The organism is Pseudomonas sp. Sample_22, from assembly GCF_004307635.1.
Lineage (GTDB): Bacteria > Pseudomonadota > Gammaproteobacteria > Pseudomonadales > Pseudomonadaceae > Aquipseudomonas.
In genome coordinates this window covers 36330-52545 of sequence record NZ_RCNY01000042.1, presented here as the reverse complement: position 1 = coordinate 52545, position 16216 = coordinate 36330, and the positions used below count along the sequence as shown (strand labels likewise).

General features: G+C 60.5%; 16 protein-coding genes. 14 read left to right on the top strand and 2 right to left on the bottom strand.

The annotated features are described in order from the left end of the window. Positions 1-13: 13 nt before the first annotated feature. The 8 genes from D8U73_RS10810 to D8U73_RS10775 all read left to right on the top strand — a co-directional run bounded on the left by D8U73_RS10810 (position 14) and on the right by D8U73_RS10775 (position 7034). Positions 14-199, top strand: a complete 186-nt coding sequence (locus D8U73_RS10810; protein WP_007945752.1) for a Trm112 family protein — start codon at positions 14-16, stop codon at positions 197-199. After that, positions 196-960, top strand: coding sequence for a 3-deoxy-manno-octulosonate cytidylyltransferase (gene kdsB / locus D8U73_RS10805; protein WP_130904438.1), 765 nt, complete (start codon positions 196-198; stop codon positions 958-960). The genes D8U73_RS10810 and kdsB overlap by 4 nt, the downstream gene beginning before the upstream one ends. Continuing rightward, positions 960-1424: a low molecular weight protein-tyrosine-phosphatase gene (locus tag D8U73_RS10800; RefSeq protein WP_056855946.1), complete on the top strand. Its 465-nt coding sequence runs from the start codon at positions 960-962 to the stop codon at positions 1422-1424. Before kdsB ends, D8U73_RS10800 begins: the two co-directional genes overlap by 1 nt. Beyond that, positions 1421-2440, top strand: a complete 1020-nt coding sequence (gene murB / locus D8U73_RS10795; RefSeq protein WP_130904437.1) for a UDP-N-acetylmuramate dehydrogenase — start codon at positions 1421-1423, stop codon at positions 2438-2440. Before D8U73_RS10800 ends, murB begins: the two co-directional genes overlap by 4 nt. Before the next feature lie 241 nt (positions 2441-2681). Further along, on the top strand, positions 2682-3152 hold the full coding sequence (locus tag D8U73_RS10790) for a (2Fe-2S)-binding protein (RefSeq protein ID WP_130904436.1): 471 nt from the start codon (positions 2682-2684) through the stop codon (positions 3150-3152). Next, entirely contained in the window at positions 3149-5467 is a 2319-nt protein-coding gene (locus D8U73_RS10785) for a xanthine dehydrogenase family protein molybdopterin-binding subunit (protein WP_056855943.1), read from the top strand. Before D8U73_RS10790 ends, D8U73_RS10785 begins: the two co-directional genes overlap by 4 nt. Beyond that, a complete protein-coding gene (locus D8U73_RS10780) occupies positions 5467-6450 on the top strand; it encodes an XdhC family protein (RefSeq protein ID WP_130904435.1) in 984 nt (327 codons plus the stop codon). The genes D8U73_RS10785 and D8U73_RS10780 overlap by 1 nt, the downstream gene beginning before the upstream one ends. Continuing rightward, entirely contained in the window at positions 6447-7034 is a 588-nt protein-coding gene (locus D8U73_RS10775; RefSeq protein ID WP_130904434.1) for a nucleotidyltransferase family protein, read from the top strand. Before D8U73_RS10780 ends, D8U73_RS10775 begins: the two co-directional genes overlap by 4 nt. Before the next feature lie 67 nt (positions 7035-7101). Here the strand turns inward: D8U73_RS10775 and rne are convergent, their stop codons facing one another. Further along, positions 7102-10296, bottom strand: coding sequence for a ribonuclease E (rne, locus tag D8U73_RS10770; RefSeq protein ID WP_130904433.1), 3195 nt, complete (start codon positions 10294-10296; stop codon positions 7102-7104). A gap of 700 nt (positions 10297-10996) precedes the next feature. Here rne and rluC point away from each other — a divergent pair. The 3 genes from rluC to D8U73_RS10750 are packed head-to-tail and all read left to right on the top strand — an operon-like array spanning position 10997 to position 13622. Then, positions 10997-11959: a 23S rRNA pseudouridine(955/2504/2580) synthase RluC gene (gene rluC, locus D8U73_RS10760; protein WP_130904432.1), complete on the top strand. Its 963-nt coding sequence runs from the start codon at positions 10997-10999 to the stop codon at positions 11957-11959. Further along, positions 11946-12608: an HAD-IA family hydrolase gene (locus D8U73_RS10755; protein WP_130904431.1), complete on the top strand. Its 663-nt coding sequence runs from the start codon at positions 11946-11948 to the stop codon at positions 12606-12608. Before rluC ends, D8U73_RS10755 begins: the two co-directional genes overlap by 14 nt. Before the next feature lie 24 nt (positions 12609-12632). Then, complete coding sequence (locus D8U73_RS10750) at positions 12633-13622, top strand: S49 family peptidase (protein WP_130904430.1); 990 nt, start codon at positions 12633-12635, stop codon at positions 13620-13622. 150 nt (positions 13623-13772) lie between these two features. Here D8U73_RS10750 and D8U73_RS10740 read toward each other — a convergent pair whose 3' ends face one another. Further along, positions 13773-14351 carry a nucleoside triphosphate pyrophosphatase gene (locus D8U73_RS10740; RefSeq protein WP_130904429.1) on the bottom strand — a complete coding sequence of 193 codons (579 nt, stop codon included), beginning with the start codon at positions 14349-14351 and terminating at the stop codon, positions 13773-13775. Positions 14352-14456: 105 nt separating this feature from the next. Here D8U73_RS10740 and D8U73_RS10735 point away from each other — a divergent pair, with 105 nt between their 5' ends. The 3 genes from D8U73_RS10735 to plsX are packed head-to-tail and all read left to right on the top strand — an operon-like array spanning position 14457 to position 16195. Next, complete coding sequence (locus D8U73_RS10735; protein ID WP_007942001.1) at positions 14457-14984, top strand: YceD family protein; 528 nt, start codon at positions 14457-14459, stop codon at positions 14982-14984. A gap of 13 nt (positions 14985-14997) precedes the next feature. After that, positions 14998-15180 carry a 50S ribosomal protein L32 gene (gene rpmF, locus D8U73_RS10730; protein WP_003179396.1) on the top strand — a complete coding sequence of 61 codons (183 nt, stop codon included), beginning with the start codon at positions 14998-15000 and terminating at the stop codon, positions 15178-15180. A gap of 4 nt (positions 15181-15184) precedes the next feature. Then, positions 15185-16195: a phosphate acyltransferase PlsX gene (plsX, locus tag D8U73_RS10725; RefSeq protein WP_082557643.1), complete on the top strand. Its 1011-nt coding sequence runs from the start codon at positions 15185-15187 to the stop codon at positions 16193-16195. The last annotated feature ends 21 nt before the right edge of the window (positions 16196-16216 follow it).

Genomic DNA, 16216 nt, shown 5'->3' with positions numbered 1-16216 from the left:
CCAGGGAATGCTCATGGACACCAAATTGCTCGACATCCTCGCTTGCCCGGTCTGCAAAGGCCCGCTCAAGCTCAGCGCCGACAAGACCGAGCTGATCAGCAAGGGCGCTGGTCTCGCGTACCCGATTCGCGATGGCATTCCGGTGATGCTCGAAACCGAAGCCCGCACCCTGACCACCGACGAGCGTCTGGATAAATGACCACAGCCTTTACCGTTGTCATTCCATCGCGCTACGCCTCCACCCGTTTGCCCGGCAAACCGCTGCTGTTGATCGCCGGCAAGCCGATGATCCAGCACGTCTGGGAACAGGCAAGCAAAAGCAGCGCCCAGCGTGTGGTGGTTGCCACTGATGACGCGCGCATCGTCGAGGCCTGCGAGGGCTTTGGTGCCGAAGTGGTGCTGACCCGTGAAGACCACAACTCCGGTACCGATCGCCTGGCGGAAGTCGCGGCGAAACTGGGCCTTGCTCCTGACGCTATCGTAGTCAATGTCCAGGGTGATGAGCCGTTGATCCCGGCGAGCGTGATCGATCAAGTCGCCGCCAATCTGGCTCTGCACACCGAAGCGCGCATGGCCACCCTGGCCGAACCGATCGAAGACGTGGAAACCCTGTTCAATCCCAACGTGGTGAAAGTGGTCAGCGACCTCAATGGCCTGGCGCTGACCTTCAGTCGTGCCACGCTGCCATGGGCACGGGACGCGTTCGCCCAGAGCCGCGAGCAATTGCCGGAAGGCGTGCCGTATCGTCGCCATATCGGCATCTACGCCTACCGCGCCGGTTTCCTGAATGACTTCGTCAGCTGGGGGCCATGCTGGCTGGAAAACACCGAGTGCCTGGAACAGTTGCGGGCCCTGTGGCACGGCGTGCGCATTCACGTCGCCGATGCGCTGATCGCGCCACCTCCGGGCGTCGATACTGTTGAAGACCTTGAGCGCGTTCGTCGCCTGCTGGAGGCCTGATGCGGGTTCTGTTTGTCTGCCTGGGCAACATCTGCCGTTCACCCACGGCTGAAGGCGTGTTGCGCCACAAACTGCGTGAGGCGGGGCTGGCCGGTCAGGTCGAAGTCGCCTCCGCCGGCACCGGTGACTGGCACGTCGGCAGGGCGCCGGACAAGCGCAGCCAGGCGGCGGCGAAGCTGCGTGGCTACGATCTGTCAGCCCAACGCGCCCAGCAAGTGACCAAAGCTGATTTCGCCACCTACGACCTGATCCTGGCGATGGACAACAGCAATCTGCTCCACCTCAAGGCTTTGCAACCGGCAAAGGGCAAGGCTGAGCTGGATTTGTTCCTGCGCCGCTATCAGGTGGAAATCGACGAAGTCCCGGACCCGTATTACGACGGCGACCAAGGCTTTGAGCAGGTGCTGGATCTGATCGAGCGCGCCAGTGATTTGCTGGTGATCGAGCTGAAGGGACGGTTATGAGTTTGCAGGTTCGGTCGCAGGTTTCGCTCAAGCCGTTCAACAGCTTTGGCGTGGATGTCCAGGCCCGGTTGTTTGCCCAGGCCCATAGTGACGCCGATGTACGGGAGGCCTTGGCCTACGGGCTGGAGCATCAGGTGCCGGTGCTGGTAATCGGTGGTGGCAGCAATTTGCTGCTGACGGCGGATATCCAGTCATTGGTGCTGCGCATGGCCACCCGCGGGATTCGTGTGGTGAGCGACGATGGCAACAACGTGGTGATTGAGGCCGAGGCCGGTGAGCCTTGGCATCCGTTTGTGCAGCACACGTTGGCACAGGGCTTGTCAGGCCTGGAAAACCTCAGCCTGATTCCCGGCACCGTCGGTGCAGCACCCATGCAGAACATCGGCGCTTACGGGGTCGAGATCAAGGACGTATTCGCCGGTCTGACCGCGCTTGATCGCCAGAGTGGCGAACTGCGCGACTTCAGCCTGCAAGAGTGCAACTTCGCCTACCGCGACAGTTTGTTCAAACAGCAACCGGGGCGCTGGCTGATTTTGCGCGTTCGCTTTGCCCTCAACCGTGTCGCGCCATTGCATCTGGAATACGGCCCGGTGCGTCAGCGCCTGACCGAGCAAGGCATCGAACACCCGACCGCCAGCGATGTCAGCCAGGCCATTTGCAGCATTCGCAACGAAAAACTGCCGGACCCGGCGGTACTGGGCAATGCCGGCAGTTTCTTCAAGAATCCGTTGGTGCCAGCGGCGCTTGTCGCGCAGCTCAAAATCCAATACCCGGATCTGGTGGCCTATGCGCAACCCGACGGGCAGATGAAAATCGCCGCCGGTTGGCTGATCGAGCGGGCAGGCTGGAAAGGTTTCCGTGATGCCGACGCGGGCGTGCATAAATTGCAGGCGCTGGTGCTGGTCAACTACGGCAGCGCCACGGGTTTGCAATTGCTCGACCTGGCGCAGCGTATTCAGAAAGACATTTCAGAACGTTTTCATGTCGAACTGGAAATGGAGCCGAACCGTTATTGAAGCTAAGCTTTCAGGACTGATTCCCAAGCCCTGCACAATGACCATTGTGCAGGGCTTTTTTGTTAATGCTGGGTTAACTTAGTCAGCTAACGATGCAAACGATTTGTTCTACCAAAGGCCCGGTGCAGACGCTGCCGTTTGCGCAAGAGAGCCGATTTAGCCTGAGCCGATCTGCGTTCCGAACCAAGATCCAACGGCAGATTGCTCGACCCCATAACTCAAGAAATATGCGGGCGTGCCCATGATTACCCTGAAACTCAACGGTCAAGACCATCAACTCGACGTCACCGAGGACATGCCGCTGCTCTGGGCTATCCGCGACGTGGTGGGCTATAACGGCACCAAATTCGGCTGCGGCATGGGCCTGTGCGGCGCGTGCACCATTCATATCGGAGGTGCGCCGGCGCGTAGTTGCATCACGCCGATCGGCTCGGTGGTCGGACAGAACGTCACCACCATCGACAACCTGCATGCCGACCCGGTAGGTAAAGTGGTGCAACAAGCCTGGCTCGATACGGCGGTGGCCCAATGCGGTTACTGCCAGGGTGGACAAATCATGTCCGCCACGGCCCTGCTCAAGACCAACCCGAACCCCAGCGACGAACAGATCGAAGAGGCGATGGTCGGCAATATCTGCCGCTGCGGCACTTATAACCGCATCAAGACTGCCATCCGCCAGGCATCCACCCACCTGAAGGAGGCCAAGGCATGAGCCAGTTACCAATGGATTTCGCCCTGAGCAACCTCAGTCGCCGTGGTTTTCTCAAGGGCGTGGGCGCTGCGGGTGCCCTGGTGGTTGCCGCAAGCTGGGGCTGGCAAGACGCGTTTGCCGAAGAAGTGAAGAAATTCGGCGCCGACGGCATGCCCAATGGTTGGGTGGATGACCCCAAGGTGTACGTCAGCATCGCCGCCGATGGCACGGTAACCGTTGTTTGCAACCGTTCGGAAATGGGCCAGGGCGTGCGCACCAGTCTGACCATGGTGGTTGCCGATGAACTGGAAGCTGATTGGGCGCGAGTCAAAGTGCGGCAGGCGCCGGGTGACGAAGTGCGCTTCGGCAACCAGGACACCGACGGTTCGCGCAGCATGCGCCACTGGTACGAGCCGATGCGCCGCTGTGGCGCCGCCGCGCGGACCATGCTGGAGCAGGCCGCTGCCGATCAGTGGAAAGTGCCGGTCGGCGAATGCCATGCGCAGCTGCACAAAGTCATCCACAAGCCGTCCGGCCGTGAACTGGAGTATGGCGCGCTGGCCGCAGCCGCCGGTGCCTTGGCCGTTCCGCCGCGGGACAGCCTGAAGCTCAAGCAACCGTCGGAATTTCGCTACATCGGCAAGGAAGGCAGCAAGGCCATCGACGGTGACGACATTGTCAACGGCCGGGCAGTGTATGGCGCCGATGTGCATTTCGACGGCATGTTGTACGCCACCATTGCCCGGCCTGCGGTCTACGGTGGCAAGGTCAAAAGCTTCGATGCCACTGCGGCGATGAAAGTCCCGGGCGTGGTCAAGGTGCTGCAGATCGAAAGTCGTCCGCTGCCATCGGAGTTCCAACCATTGGGCGGAATCGCCGTGGTGGCGAACAATACCTGGGCGGCGATCAAGGGCCGCGAAGCGCTGAAAATCGAGTGGGATGACGGCGCCAATGCCAGCTACGATTCGATCGCCTACCGCAAGGAACTCGAAGCCGCCTCCCTCAAGCCAGGCAAAGTCGTCCGCAATACCGGCAACATCGACGAAGCCATGAGCAGCGCCGACAGCACGCTGGAGGCCTCCTACTATCTGCCGCACCTGTCGCAATCGCCAATGGAGCCGATGGTCGCCATCGCTCGCTACAAGGATGGCGCCTGTGAAGCGTGGGGGCCAAGTCAGGCGCCACAGGTCACCCGCGAACGGATCGGCGAGCGTCTGGGTCTGCCGTTCGATAACGTCACGTTCAACGTGACCTTGCTTGGCGGCGGTTTCGGTCGCAAGTCCAAACCCGACTTCATCATCGAAGCGGCCATTCTCGCCAAAGAGTTTCCCGGCAAGGCTGTGCGTGTGCAATGGACCCGTGAAGACGATATCCATTGTTCCTACTTCCACACCGTCTCGGCCGAATACCTCAAGGCCAGCCTGAACAAGGACGGCCTGCCATCCGGTTGGCTGCACCGGACGGTTGCGCCGAGCATTACCGCATTGTTCGCGCCGGGCATGAATCACGAGGCGGCTTTCGAGTTGGGCATGGGCTTCACCAACATGGCCTACGCCATCCCGAATGTGCGCCTGGAAAACCCCGAAGCCACCGTGCACACCCGCGTGGGCTGGTATCGCTCGGTGTCGAACATCCCGCATGGTTTCGCGATCCAGAGCTTTATCGACGAACTGGCGCACAAGGCCGGGCAAGACCCGCTCAAGTACCAGATCAAGTTGCTTGGACCGGACCGGCAGATCGATCCGCGCACCCTGAGTGAGGAATGGAACTACGGCGAATCGCCCGAGCGCTATCCGATCGATACCGGGCGACTGCGTACCGTGCTGGAAACCGCTGCCAAAGCCGCGGGTTGGGGCCGCGAGTTGCCGAAGGGCCGGGGCCTGGGGCTGGCGGTACATTACAGCTTCGTCACCTACGTGGCGGCGGTGATCGAGGTCGAAGTCAAAGACGATGGCACGTTGCTCGTGCACAAGGCTGACATCGCCGTGGATTGTGGGCCGCAGATCAACCCCGAGCGGATTCGCGCGCAGTTTGAAGGCGCTTGCGTGATGGGGCTGGGCAATGCGGTGCTGGGCGAGATCAGCTTCAAGGATGGCAAGGTCCAGCAGGATAACTTCCACATGTACGAAGTGGCGCGCATGTCGCTGGCACCGAAGGAAGTCGCTGTGCATCTGGTCACACCACCAGGCACCGTACCCTTGGGCGGTGTGGGTGAGCCGGGTGTGCCGCCGATTGCCCCGGCGCTGTGTAACGCGATCTTCGCCGCCACCGGCAAACGCATTCGCGACCTGCCGGTTCGCTATCAACTGCAAGACTGGCGCAAGGCGCAAGCCTGATGGACAGCGTCGATCTGAACGTCCTGCGCAGCGTGCTGGAGTGGCGCCGCGCCGGAAAGCGAGTGGTGTTGTACAGCGTGGTCCAGACCTGGGGCACCGCGCCCCGGGCGCCGGGTGCGATGCTTGCGTTGCGCGAGGACGGTGTCGTGATCGGCTCAGTGTCCGGCGGTTGCGTCGAAGATGACCTGATTGCACGGTTGCATGACGGTCGAATACCCTCCGACGGGCCGCCGGTGCAGTTGATTACCTATGGCGTCACCCGCGAGGAGGCCGCACGTTTCGGTTTGCCCTGCGGCGGCACGTTGCGTTTGACCGAAGAGCGGGTCGGCGATGTGGATTGGGTGGCCGAGTTGCTGACGCGCTGCGAGGATCATCAAATCGTCGCGCGTTCGCTGGATATCGAATCGGGCAAAGTGCTTTTGCAAGCGGCCGACAAATCGGACGTGCTGACGTTTGATGGAAAGACGCTGCGGGCCATTTATGGTCCGCGCTGGCGCCTGCTACTGATCGGCGCGGGACAATTGTCCCGATATGTCGCCGAAATGGCACGACTGCTGGATTTCGAAGTGCTGATCTGCGATCCGCGCACTGAATTCGTCTACGGTTGGGAGGAACAGCACGGGCGCTTCGTCTCGGGCATGCCCGACGACGCAGTACTCAGCATCCAGACCGACGAGCGCACAGCGATTGTTGCGCTGACGCACGACCCGCGGCTGGACGACATGGCGCTACTCACCGCCCTGGATTCCAAAGCATTCTATGTTGGCGCATTGGGCTCGCGGATCAACAGCCACAAGCGCCGGGAAAACCTCGCGCAGCTGGGTTTGTCGCAACAGTCCATCGAACGGCTACATGGCCCGATCGGCCTGCACATTGGCAGCCACAGCCCGGCGGAAATCGCGTTGTCGCTGATGGCCGAGATTGTGGCGATCAAGAACGGTGTTGAGTTGAAACAGAAAAAACCGTTGCGGGAGGGCGTATGAACGAGCCCATCGGAGTCATCGTTCTGGCGGCGGGGCAGGGCAGTCGGTTCCGGCAGGTGGCGGGTGAGGAAAAAGACAAGTTGCTGGCGGACTGTAAAGGGCGGGATGGCGCTGTCCGTTCGGTGATCGAGCAGGTGCTGGTGAATCTGCCGGCCACGTTGGACCAACGTGTGCTGGTCACCACGACGGATCGCCCGCAGGTGATTCGGATGGCCAAGGCTTATGGCTGCGAGATCGTGCTGGTCGAATCCACGGGAATGGGTGACAGCATCGCCGCTGGCGTGGCGGCTTGTGCGCAGCTCGGTGGGTGGTTGATGGTGTTGGGGGATATGCCGTTCATCCAGCCTTCGAGCATTGAACACGTTGCGGCGCAGGTGGCTGACGACTGTATCAGTGTGCCGGTGCAGGACGGCGAATATGGCCATCCGGTGGGTTTTGGCCGCAGTTTTGGTTCAGGGTTGATGGCGCTGTCAGGTGATCGCGGGGCCAAGCCGCTGTTTGCACAGGGGCGCGTGGTTGAAGTCGCGGTGGATGATCCAGGTGTGTTGTGGGACGTGGACGTGCCGGAAAAGTTGATCTTTTAAGCTTTAATCAAACAATAAAAAGCCCCGCCTGGGTTCACCAGGCGGGGCTTTTTACTGACCGATGGAATCAGACGAGTGGTTTAGGCTCGTGTTCCTTTTCCTCGGCTTGTTCGTGTTGCTCTACCGCTTCCTGTACGGAGCGCGGTGCTTCCTCGATCACCGACTCAACCTGCTCGGCGGCGACTTCGGCAGCCGGGGCAGGTGCTGCCTCGACCACTTCGGCAGCAACCGGTGCCGCGACAGCAGCTTCAGTCTGAGCAGCAGCGGCAGCCAGTTCGGCTTCCTTCTGCAGGCGCTCTTCTTCACGCTTGCGACGACGCACTTCACGCGGGTCGTTCGGCGCACGGCCGCTTGGCGTCAGGGCGCTGACCGGAGCCGCTTCAACGACAGGTGCTGGCGCTTCGGCGACGACCGGTGCTTCTACAACCGGGGCTGGCTCGGCAGCGGCAACGACCGGTTCGGAAACCGACGCTGCAGGCACTTCAGCTTCGGCAGCCGGTGCTGGAGTTTCGGCAACGGCTGGCTCGGCGACCCAGTTGAACGCAGTTTGCTCTTCGCGGACTTCACGAACGGTTTCAGTCACGGTTTCAACAACCGGTTCTGCAACCACCGCAGGCGCTTCGGCAACCGCGGCTGGTTCAGCAGGCGCTTCAACCACAGGTTGTGCTTCTGGTGCCTGGGCCACTTCGATTTCCGGCGAAGCGGTTACTTCTACCGGCGTGGTCGCTTCAACGACTGGCGCTTCAACTGGAGCAGTCTCCAGGGTGGCGGCAGTGGCGCGTTCGGCTTGCTCGTGAGCTTGTGCTTCGGCCGGAGCGCTGATCACGCTGCTGGCAACGGCTGCGGTAACAGCCAGGCCGGCGGCCAGATCGGCAGTGCTTGGCGCTTCAGCGTTGTCGCCAGCTTCGGACTCTTCCGAACCTTCGATCACGTTGCCGTTGGCATCACGCTGACGCTCGCGACGGTTGCTGCGGCGACGCTGACCACGGGAGCGGCGGCGTGGACGATCGCCTTCGGCGCCTTCCTGACCATCTTCCTGCAGTTGCTCTTCGTTGGTTGGCAGTTCTTCTTCGGCTACAGCGGCAGCGGCTTGCTCGGCACGCGGCTGACGTTCTTCACGCGGTGGGCGTGGAGCGCGTTCTTCGCGTGGCTGGCGGGCCGGACGTTCTTCCACGCTCGCAGCAGCGGCCGGGGCAGCATCCAGTGGCTCACGCAGTTCACGTACGCGTTCTTCACGCTCGCCACGTGGCTTGCGATCTTCACGTGGAGCGCGTGGTGCACGTTCTTCACGCGGAGCGCGTGGAGCGCGTTCTTCACGGGCTACGGCTGGAGTCTCTTCCCGGGCTTCGCGTGGTTGACGCTCTTCGCGTGGTTCACGTGGTGCGCGTTCTTCACGCGGTGCACGTTCCTCGCGCGGCTTGCGTTCTTCATCGCGGCGACCGTTACGGTTGCGGCTCTGTTGGCGACCGTTGCGACGCTCTTCGTTGCGAGCAGGACGCTCGGTAGCCGGCTTCTCGACCACAACGGGAGCCACTGGCTCTTCCTTGGTGGCGAACAGGCTGACCAGCGACTTCACCAGGCCCTTGAACAGGCTTGGCTCTGGCGCGGCGGCAGGGGCGGCAACAGGTGCTGCGACCACTTCGGTCGGAACCGGAGCATTGGCGCGGGCCGGTGCGGTCTTGACCGCGGCTTCCTGGCGAACCAGGGTGCGGGTGGCGGCAGCTGGCTGGACTTCTTCGACTTCGGCAGCGGCTGCAGCGATTTCGTAGCTGGACTGGTTGGTCGCGGCTTCCGGGCTGTCATCACGCAGGCGCTGCACTTCGAAGTGCGGCGTTTCGAGATGATCGTTCGGCAGGATGACGATGCGGGCACGGGTGCGCAGTTCGATCTTGGTGATCGAGTTGCGTTTTTCGTTGAGCAGGAACGCGGCCACCGGGATCGGCACTTGTGCGCGAACTTCGGCGGTGCGGTCTTTCAGGGCTTCTTCTTCGATCAGGCGCAGGATCGCCAGGGACAGCGATTCAACGTCACGGATGATGCCGGTGCCGTTGCAACGCGGGCAGACGATGCCGCTGCTTTCGCCCAGGGATGGACGCAGGCGCTGACGGGACATTTCCAGCAAACCGAAGCGCGAGATGCGACCGACTTGCACGCGAGCGCGGTCGGCTTCCAGGCATTCGCGGACTTTCTCTTCCACGGCGCGCTGGTTCTTGGCAGGGGTCATGTCGATGAAGTCGATGACGATCAGGCCGCCGATGTCGCGCAGGCGCAACTGACGGGCGATTTCTTCGGCGGCTTCGAGGTTGGTCTGCAGGGCGGTTTCTTCGATGTCGCTGCCTTTGGTGGCGCGCGCCGAGTTGATGTCGATGGACACCAGGGCTTCGGTCGGATCGATGACGATGGAGCCGCCGGAAGGCAGTTCGACAACGCGCTGGAAGGCGGTTTCGATCTGGCTTTCGATCTGGAAGCGGTTGAACAGCGGAACGCTGTCTTCGTACAGCTTGATCTTGCTGGCGTACTGCGGCATCACCTGGCGGATGAAGGTCAGGGCTTCGTCCTGGGCTTCAACGCTGTCGATCAGCACTTCGCCGATGTCCTGGCGCAGGTAATCGCGGATGGCGCGGATGATCACGTTGCTTTCCTGGTAGATCAGGAACGGCGCGGCGCGGTCCAGCGAGGCTTCCTTGATGGCGGTCCACAGTTGCAGCAGGTAATCGAGGTCCCACTGCATTTCTTCGCTGCTGCGGCCCAGGCCGGCAGTGCGCACGATCAGGCCCATGTCGGCCGGTGCAACCAGGCCGTTCAGCGCTTCACGCAGTTCGTTGCGCTCTTCGCCTTCGATGCGACGGGAGATGCCGCCGGCACGCGGGTTGTTCGGCATCAGCACCAGGTAACGACCGGCCAGGCTGATGAAGGTGGTCAGGGCGGCGCCCTTGTTGCCACGTTCTTCTTTTTCGACCTGAACGATGACTTCCTGGCCTTCGCTCAGGACGTCCTTGATATTGACGCGACCTTCCGGGGCTTTCTTGAAGTATTCGCGGGAGATTTCTTTGAGGGGCAGGAAGCCGTGGCGCTCGGAGCCGAAATCGACAAAGGCAGCCTCAAGGCTTGGTTCGATGCGAGTAATCCGGCCTTTATAGATGTTGGCCTTCTTCTGCTCGCGTGCACCGGATTCGATGTCCAGGTCGTAGAGGCGTTGGCCATCTACCAGTGCAACACGCAACTCTTCAGGTTGAGTTGCGTTAATCAGCATTCTTTTCATGTAGTACCGTCGGTTTCCGGGCTGCCGGAAACGGCGTTCGGCACACACGACTTCTCACGGTCGGTGTCAGGTGCGTCGGGAGTGGTTGGCCATTCCCGTGTCCAGCGATGTCCGGCCAATGTGGGCCTGCATCGCGACGTACGCGTCCTGCTTGCTGTGGCTACTTAAGCACTCAGTCAGGAGGAGGAATCAACCGGCGGCTGTGGACGAGATGAAGCGTCTTGATAAAGCCTATTGCTACACAGTCCAGCGGTTGTGCATCTCCACCCTACACGTATCCCTGATAATTCGGGTGCTGCCGCGCGCAGAATCCGCAGCGGGTTGGCATTTACCGTGAGCTCCGAAAGGGGAGGTCACGCATCATGGCTAATTTAGGCAATGTTTCCGAAGCGTTCGCTCGGGGTCATTCGCAGCTGACTGCACTTTGTGAACTGGCCGTGAATATGGCGCGCAAAACGAGTCAAAACTCTGCTTTGCGGCGTGATTCAGGCCTCATGTCACCTGCGCTCGTTACACCTGCAAACTCCACCGTTACGTAGCGAAAGCCCCGTAGGACGGCCTCGCGTCCTGGTGAATTGCGTTGGTCAGGGTCGGTTTTTGACCGTTGGTCCGCTGTCCAGGCCGCTTTTGGCGGCGTTCGCGACTATAGCAGCAATGATTAAGTGCTTCAATTCCATAAAAAATTGTTATCATCCGCGCCATGACGACTACTGCCCCTTCGACCCCAGGCGTACAACTGCTTGAGGTCTCGCCGGAATATGCCGGCCAACGTATTGATAACTTCCTTCTCGCTCGGCTCAAAGGCGTGCCCAAGACCTTGATTTATCGCATTTTGCGCAAAGGCGAAGTGCGGGTGAACAAAGGTCGGATCAAGCCCGAATACAAGCTGCAGGCGGGCGATATCGTGCGCGTGCCGCCGGTTCGCGTGCCTGAGCGCGACGAACCCGTGCCGCTGGCACAAGGCCTGCTGCAGCGACTCGAGGCCTCGATTGTCTACGAAGACAAGGCGCTGCTCGTGATCAACAAGCCTTGCGGCATCGCGGTTCACGGCGGCAGTGGCTTGAATTACGGGGTGATCGAAGCCTTTCGTCAGTTGCGTCCCGATTGCAAGGAGCTGGAACTGGTTCACCGTCTGGACCGCGACACTTCCGGCCTGCTGATGATCGCCAAGAAGCGCAGCATGTTGCGTCACTTGCATACGGCACTGCGCGGCGATGGCGTCGACAAGCGCTACATGGCGCTGGTTCGCGGTAACTGGGCGTCCTCGATCAAGCAGGTCCGGGCTTCGCTCGGCAAGAGTAACCTGCGCTCCGGCGAGCGAATGGTCGAGGTGGACGAGGAAGAGGGCAAAGAGTCCGTGACCGTGTTCAAGGTCCTGCGTCGCTTTGGCGACTTTGCCACCCTGATCGAAGCCAAGCCTATTACCGGCCGTACCCACCAGATCCGCGTCCATACCTTGCACGCCGGGCACTGTATTGCCGGCGACAGCAAGTACGGTGATGACGATTTCAGCAAGGAAATCCGTGATCTGGGCGGCAAGCGCCTGTTCCTGCACGCCTACATGCTGACCGTGCCGTTGCCCGATGGCGGTGAACTCAAGTTGCAGGCGCCGGTCGACGAAATGTGGACCAAGACTGTGGAGCGATTGAGTGCGCCCATCTGACTACAAGCTGCTGATATTCGATTGGGATGGCACCCTGGCTGATTCCATTGGTCGGATTGTCGAAGCGATGCATGTGGCGTCCGAGCGATCCGGTTTTCAATTGCGCGATGATCTCGCCGTCAAGGGCATCATCGGGCTGGGGTTGCCGGAGGCGATCCGCACGCTGTATCCGGACATCAGCGATAGCGAGCTGATCGCCTTTCGCGAGCATTATGCCGACCACTACATCGCCTCGGAGGCGGTGCCTTCTCCGTTGTTCGAGGGGGTGGTTGAATCGATGCAGGCGTTTCGCGCCGAGGGATATCACCTGGCAGTCGCAACGGGCAAGGCTCGGCGTGGGTTGGATCGGGTGTTGAATGCGCACGGTTGGGCTGACTATTTCGATATCACTCGTGCCGCCGACGAAACCGCCAGCAAGCCTCACCCACTGATGCTTGAGCAGATTCTTGCGCATTGCGAGGTTCGCCCGGAACAGGCGCTGATGGTCGGCGACTCATCCTTCGATTTGCAGATGGCGCGCAACGCCGGCATGGATTCGGTCGCGGTCAGCTATGGCGCCCAATCGATCGAGTCGTTGAAACTGTTCGAGCCTCGCTTGGCCATCGATCACTTTTCAGAATTGCATGCCTGGCTGAGTCAGCGGGCTTAATACGTTTTTGCTGGGGTAGATGTCATGACCGACGAATGGAAAGCACCCGCCAAGGCGAGCGCAGAGAGCGGTGACGAGAAGAGCTGGAAGCTGTTGGAAAAAACCTTGCTGGCGGGCGTTCAGGAGCAGCGCCGTTCCCGGCGTTGGGGGATTTTCTTCAAGCTGTTGACCTTTGTATACCTGTTTGGCGCGCTGTTGTTGTTCTCGCCGCTGATGGACATGGAAAAAGCCGCTACCCGCAGCGGCAACTACACCGCGCTGATCGACATCAATGGCATGATCGCCGACAAGGAGCCGGCCAGCGCCGACAATATCGTTGGCAGTCTGCGTGCGGCCTTTGAGGACAAGAAGGTCAAAGGTGTCATCCTGCGCATCAACAGCCCGGGTGGCAGTCCTGTGCAGTCAGGCTACGTCTATGACGAGATCCGTCGTTTGCGCGGTCTGCACCCTGATACCAAGCTCTACGCAGTGATTTCCGATCTGGGTGCTTCCGGTGCCTACTACATCGCCAGTGCTGCCGATCAGATCTACGCCGACAAGGCGAGTCTGGTGGGTTCCATCGGTGTGACGGCGGCCGGGTACGGTTTCGTCGGCACCATGGAAAAGCTGGGTGTCGAGCGTCGCACCTACACCTCGGGCGAGCACAAGTCCTTTCTTGATCCGTTCCAGCCGCAAAAGCCGGAAGAAACAGCGTTCTGGCAAGGCGTGCTCGACACCACGCACAAGCAGTTCATCAACAGCGTCAAGCAGGGTCGGGGCGATCGCCTGAAGGACAAAGAGCATCCGGAGCTGTTTTCCGGTCTCGTATGGTCTGGCGAGCAGGCTTTGCCGCTGGGGCTGGTGGATGGCCTGGGCAATGCCAGTTCGGTTGCGCGTGATGTGATCGGGGAAAAAGAACTGGTCGACTTCACCGTTCAGGAATCGCCATTCGACCGCTTCTCGAAAAAGCTTGGTGCCAGCGTGGCTGAGCATTTGGCGATGTGGATGGGGTTCAGCGGTCCGTCGTTGCGCTGATTTCGACACAATCAAGAAAACCGGCCCCACATTTGCGTAATGCTGTTCACTTGAGGGTGAACATTGTACCCGTGGCGAGGGAGCTTGCTCCCGCAGGGGCGCGAAGCGGCCCCAAAAGCGATCCGACAAGCTCCCTCGCCACAGGATGCCTCAGGGGATTTGCACGCCCTCGGCCAGCAGCATGTCGATCAGGCGGATCAGCGGCAGGCCGACAAGGCTGGTGGCGTCGGTGCCTTCGGTGCTTTGAAACAGGCTCACACCCAGGCCTTCGGCCTTGAAGCTGCCAGCGCAATCGTAGGGCTGCTCGGCGTGCAGGTAGCGTTCGATGCGCGCTGCCTCGAGTGTGCGCATGTGTACGGTGAACGGCACGCAGTCGACCTGGCAGTGGCCGGTCTCGCTGTTGAGCAGCGCCAGTCCAGTCAGGAAGGTCACGCTGGCACCGCTTGAGGCCAGCAGCTGTTCGCGGGCCTTTTCGAAGGTGTGAGGTTTGCCGATGATCCTGTCGCCGAGTACGGCGACCTGGTCGGAACCGATGATCAGATGAGCGGCATGGCTGTGCGCCAGTGCGCGGGCTTTGTGCTCGGCGAGACGTTTTACCAGATCAATGGCAGGCTCGCCGGGGCGATGGCTTTCATCAATGTCCGGAGAGCTGCAAGTGAACGGCAGCCGCAGGCGGGCCAGCAAATCCCGGCGATAGACCGAGCTGGAAGCAAGTAATAAAGGCAGCATGCGCAACTCCAAATGGCAGGTGCGAATTCTAGCGAGGCTTCCAAGTGACGGACAGGGCTGAATTTCCTTTGACATGGGCGGGTGCATCCCTATAATGCTGCGCCTATGTTGAATGACCCGATTCCACCTCACGTTGACCCGCGCAAATTGGCTGACCGTGGCACCACCCTTCAAGGTGAAATGCTGCTGGCCGATTTGGAGAGACTCTGCGACCCGCTTTCCGACAATGTCGGTACGGTGCAGGCTAAATTCGTTTTTGAACGAGATGAACGTAAATCTGTGGTAATTCACAGCTTTATCGACACTGAAGTCAAAATGGTTTGCCAGCGTTGTCTTGAGCTGGTCACCCTGCCGATCCATAGCGAATGCAGTTATGCTGTGGTGAAGGAGGGTGCGAATACCCAGTCGTTGCCGAAAGGTTATGACGTGCTGGAACTGGGCGAAGATCCATTGGATCTGCAGTCACTGATCGAGGAGGAGCTTCTGCTCGCCTTGCCCATTGTGCCTGCTCATCATCCGGAAGAATGCCAGCAGCCGGCGGGAGCAGATGAGCCCGAACCGAGCGAGGACGAGGTAACGCGGTCCAACCCGTTCAGTGTATTGGCGCAGTTAAAGCGTGACCCAAACGTTTAGGAGTTAATCAATTATGGCTGTTCAGCAGAACAAAAAATCCCGCTCTGCCCGTGACATGCGCCGTTCGCACGACGCTCTCGAGGCTAGCACCCTGTCTGTAGAAAAAACCACCGGTGAAGTTCACCTGCGTCACCACGTATCGCCAGAAGGCGTATACCGTGGCCGTAAAGTGATCGACAAGGGCGCTGACGAGTAATCACTTGTCCGCTCAAGTCATCGCGATTGACGCAATGGGCGGGGACTTCGGTCCCCGCAGCATTGTCCAGGCCAGCCTTGCTTGCCTGTCTGCTACACCCTCGCTACACCTGACCCTCGTCGGTCAACCCTCCCTTCTTGAAGAACTGATCGCTGGCCATTCGGCTGTGGATCGCGCGCGCCTGTCGATTGCTCCGGCGTCCGAAGTCATCACCATGGACGAGAAACCTGCCCAGGCCCTGCGTGGCAAGCCCGATTCGTCGATGCGCGTGGCGCTTGAGTTATTGCGCGACGGCAAGGTTCAGGCGTGTGTCAGTGCTGGCAATACCGGCGCGTTGATGGCGTTGTCGCGGTTTGTGCTCAAGACGTTGCCGGGTATCGATCGCCCGGCCATGGTGGCGGCGATTCCGACGCAGAAAGGTTACTGCCAGTTGCTCGACCTGGGGGCCAATGTCGATTGCAGTGCCGAACATCTGCTGCAATTTGCAGTGATGGGCTCGGTCGCGGCAGAAACCTTGGGTATTGTTCGTCCACGGGTGGCCTTGCTGAACATCGGCACCGAGGACATCAAGGGCAATCAGCAGGTCAAGCTGGCTGCAACCTTGTTGCAAAGTGCCCGTGGTATCAACTACATCGGCTTCGTCGAAGGTGACGGCTTGTACCGTGGCGAGGCGGACGTGGTGGTGTGCGACGGGTTTGTCGGCAATATCCTGCTCAAGTCCAGCGAGGGGCTGGCGACCATGATCGCCGGGCGAATCGAAGCGTTGTTCAAGAAAAGCCTGCCTTCGCGCATGGTGGGGGCGTTGGCGCTGCCGCTGATGAAGCGACTGCAGGCTGACCTGGCGCCGGCACGACATAACGGTGCGAGCTTTCTCGGCTTGCAGGGTATTGTCGTAAAAAGCCACGGTTCCGCCGGGGTGCAGGGTTTTCAGAGTGCTATTTCCCGTGCCTTGATCGAAATTCAGGAAAATCTGCCAGAACGCATTCACGGTCGTCTGGAGGATTTGTTGCTTTAGGCGTTTTCGTCGGACAATGCT

Coding starts and splice junctions, on each gene's coding strand:
- D8U73_RS10740 (WP_130904429.1), bottom strand. CDS start 14,351: ATGCTGCCTTTATTACTTGCTTCCAGCTCGGTCTATCGCCGGGATTTG.
- D8U73_RS10810 (WP_007945752.1), top strand. CDS start 14: ATGGACACCAAATTGCTCGACATCCTCGCTTGCCCGGTCTGCAAAGGC.
- murB (WP_130904437.1), top strand. CDS start 1,421: ATGAGTTTGCAGGTTCGGTCGCAGGTTTCGCTCAAGCCGTTCAACAGC.
- rluC (WP_130904432.1), top strand. CDS start 10,997: ATGACGACTACTGCCCCTTCGACCCCAGGCGTACAACTGCTTGAGGTC.
- D8U73_RS10800 (WP_056855946.1), top strand. CDS start 960: ATGCGGGTTCTGTTTGTCTGCCTGGGCAACATCTGCCGTTCACCCACG.
- rpmF (WP_003179396.1), top strand. CDS start 14,998: ATGGCTGTTCAGCAGAACAAAAAATCCCGCTCTGCCCGTGACATGCGC.
- D8U73_RS10735 (WP_007942001.1), top strand. CDS start 14,457: ATGTTGAATGACCCGATTCCACCTCACGTTGACCCGCGCAAATTGGCT.
- D8U73_RS10780 (WP_130904435.1), top strand. CDS start 5,467: ATGGACAGCGTCGATCTGAACGTCCTGCGCAGCGTGCTGGAGTGGCGC.
- D8U73_RS10775 (WP_130904434.1), top strand. CDS start 6,447: ATGAACGAGCCCATCGGAGTCATCGTTCTGGCGGCGGGGCAGGGCAGT.
- D8U73_RS10785 (WP_056855943.1), top strand. CDS start 3,149: ATGAGCCAGTTACCAATGGATTTCGCCCTGAGCAACCTCAGTCGCCGT.
- kdsB (WP_130904438.1), top strand. CDS start 196: ATGACCACAGCCTTTACCGTTGTCATTCCATCGCGCTACGCCTCCACC.
- rne (WP_130904433.1), bottom strand. CDS start 10,296: ATGAAAAGAATGCTGATTAACGCAACTCAACCTGAAGAGTTGCGTGTT.
- D8U73_RS10750 (WP_130904430.1), top strand. CDS start 12,633: ATGACCGACGAATGGAAAGCACCCGCCAAGGCGAGCGCAGAGAGCGGT.
- D8U73_RS10790 (WP_130904436.1), top strand. CDS start 2,682: ATGATTACCCTGAAACTCAACGGTCAAGACCATCAACTCGACGTCACC.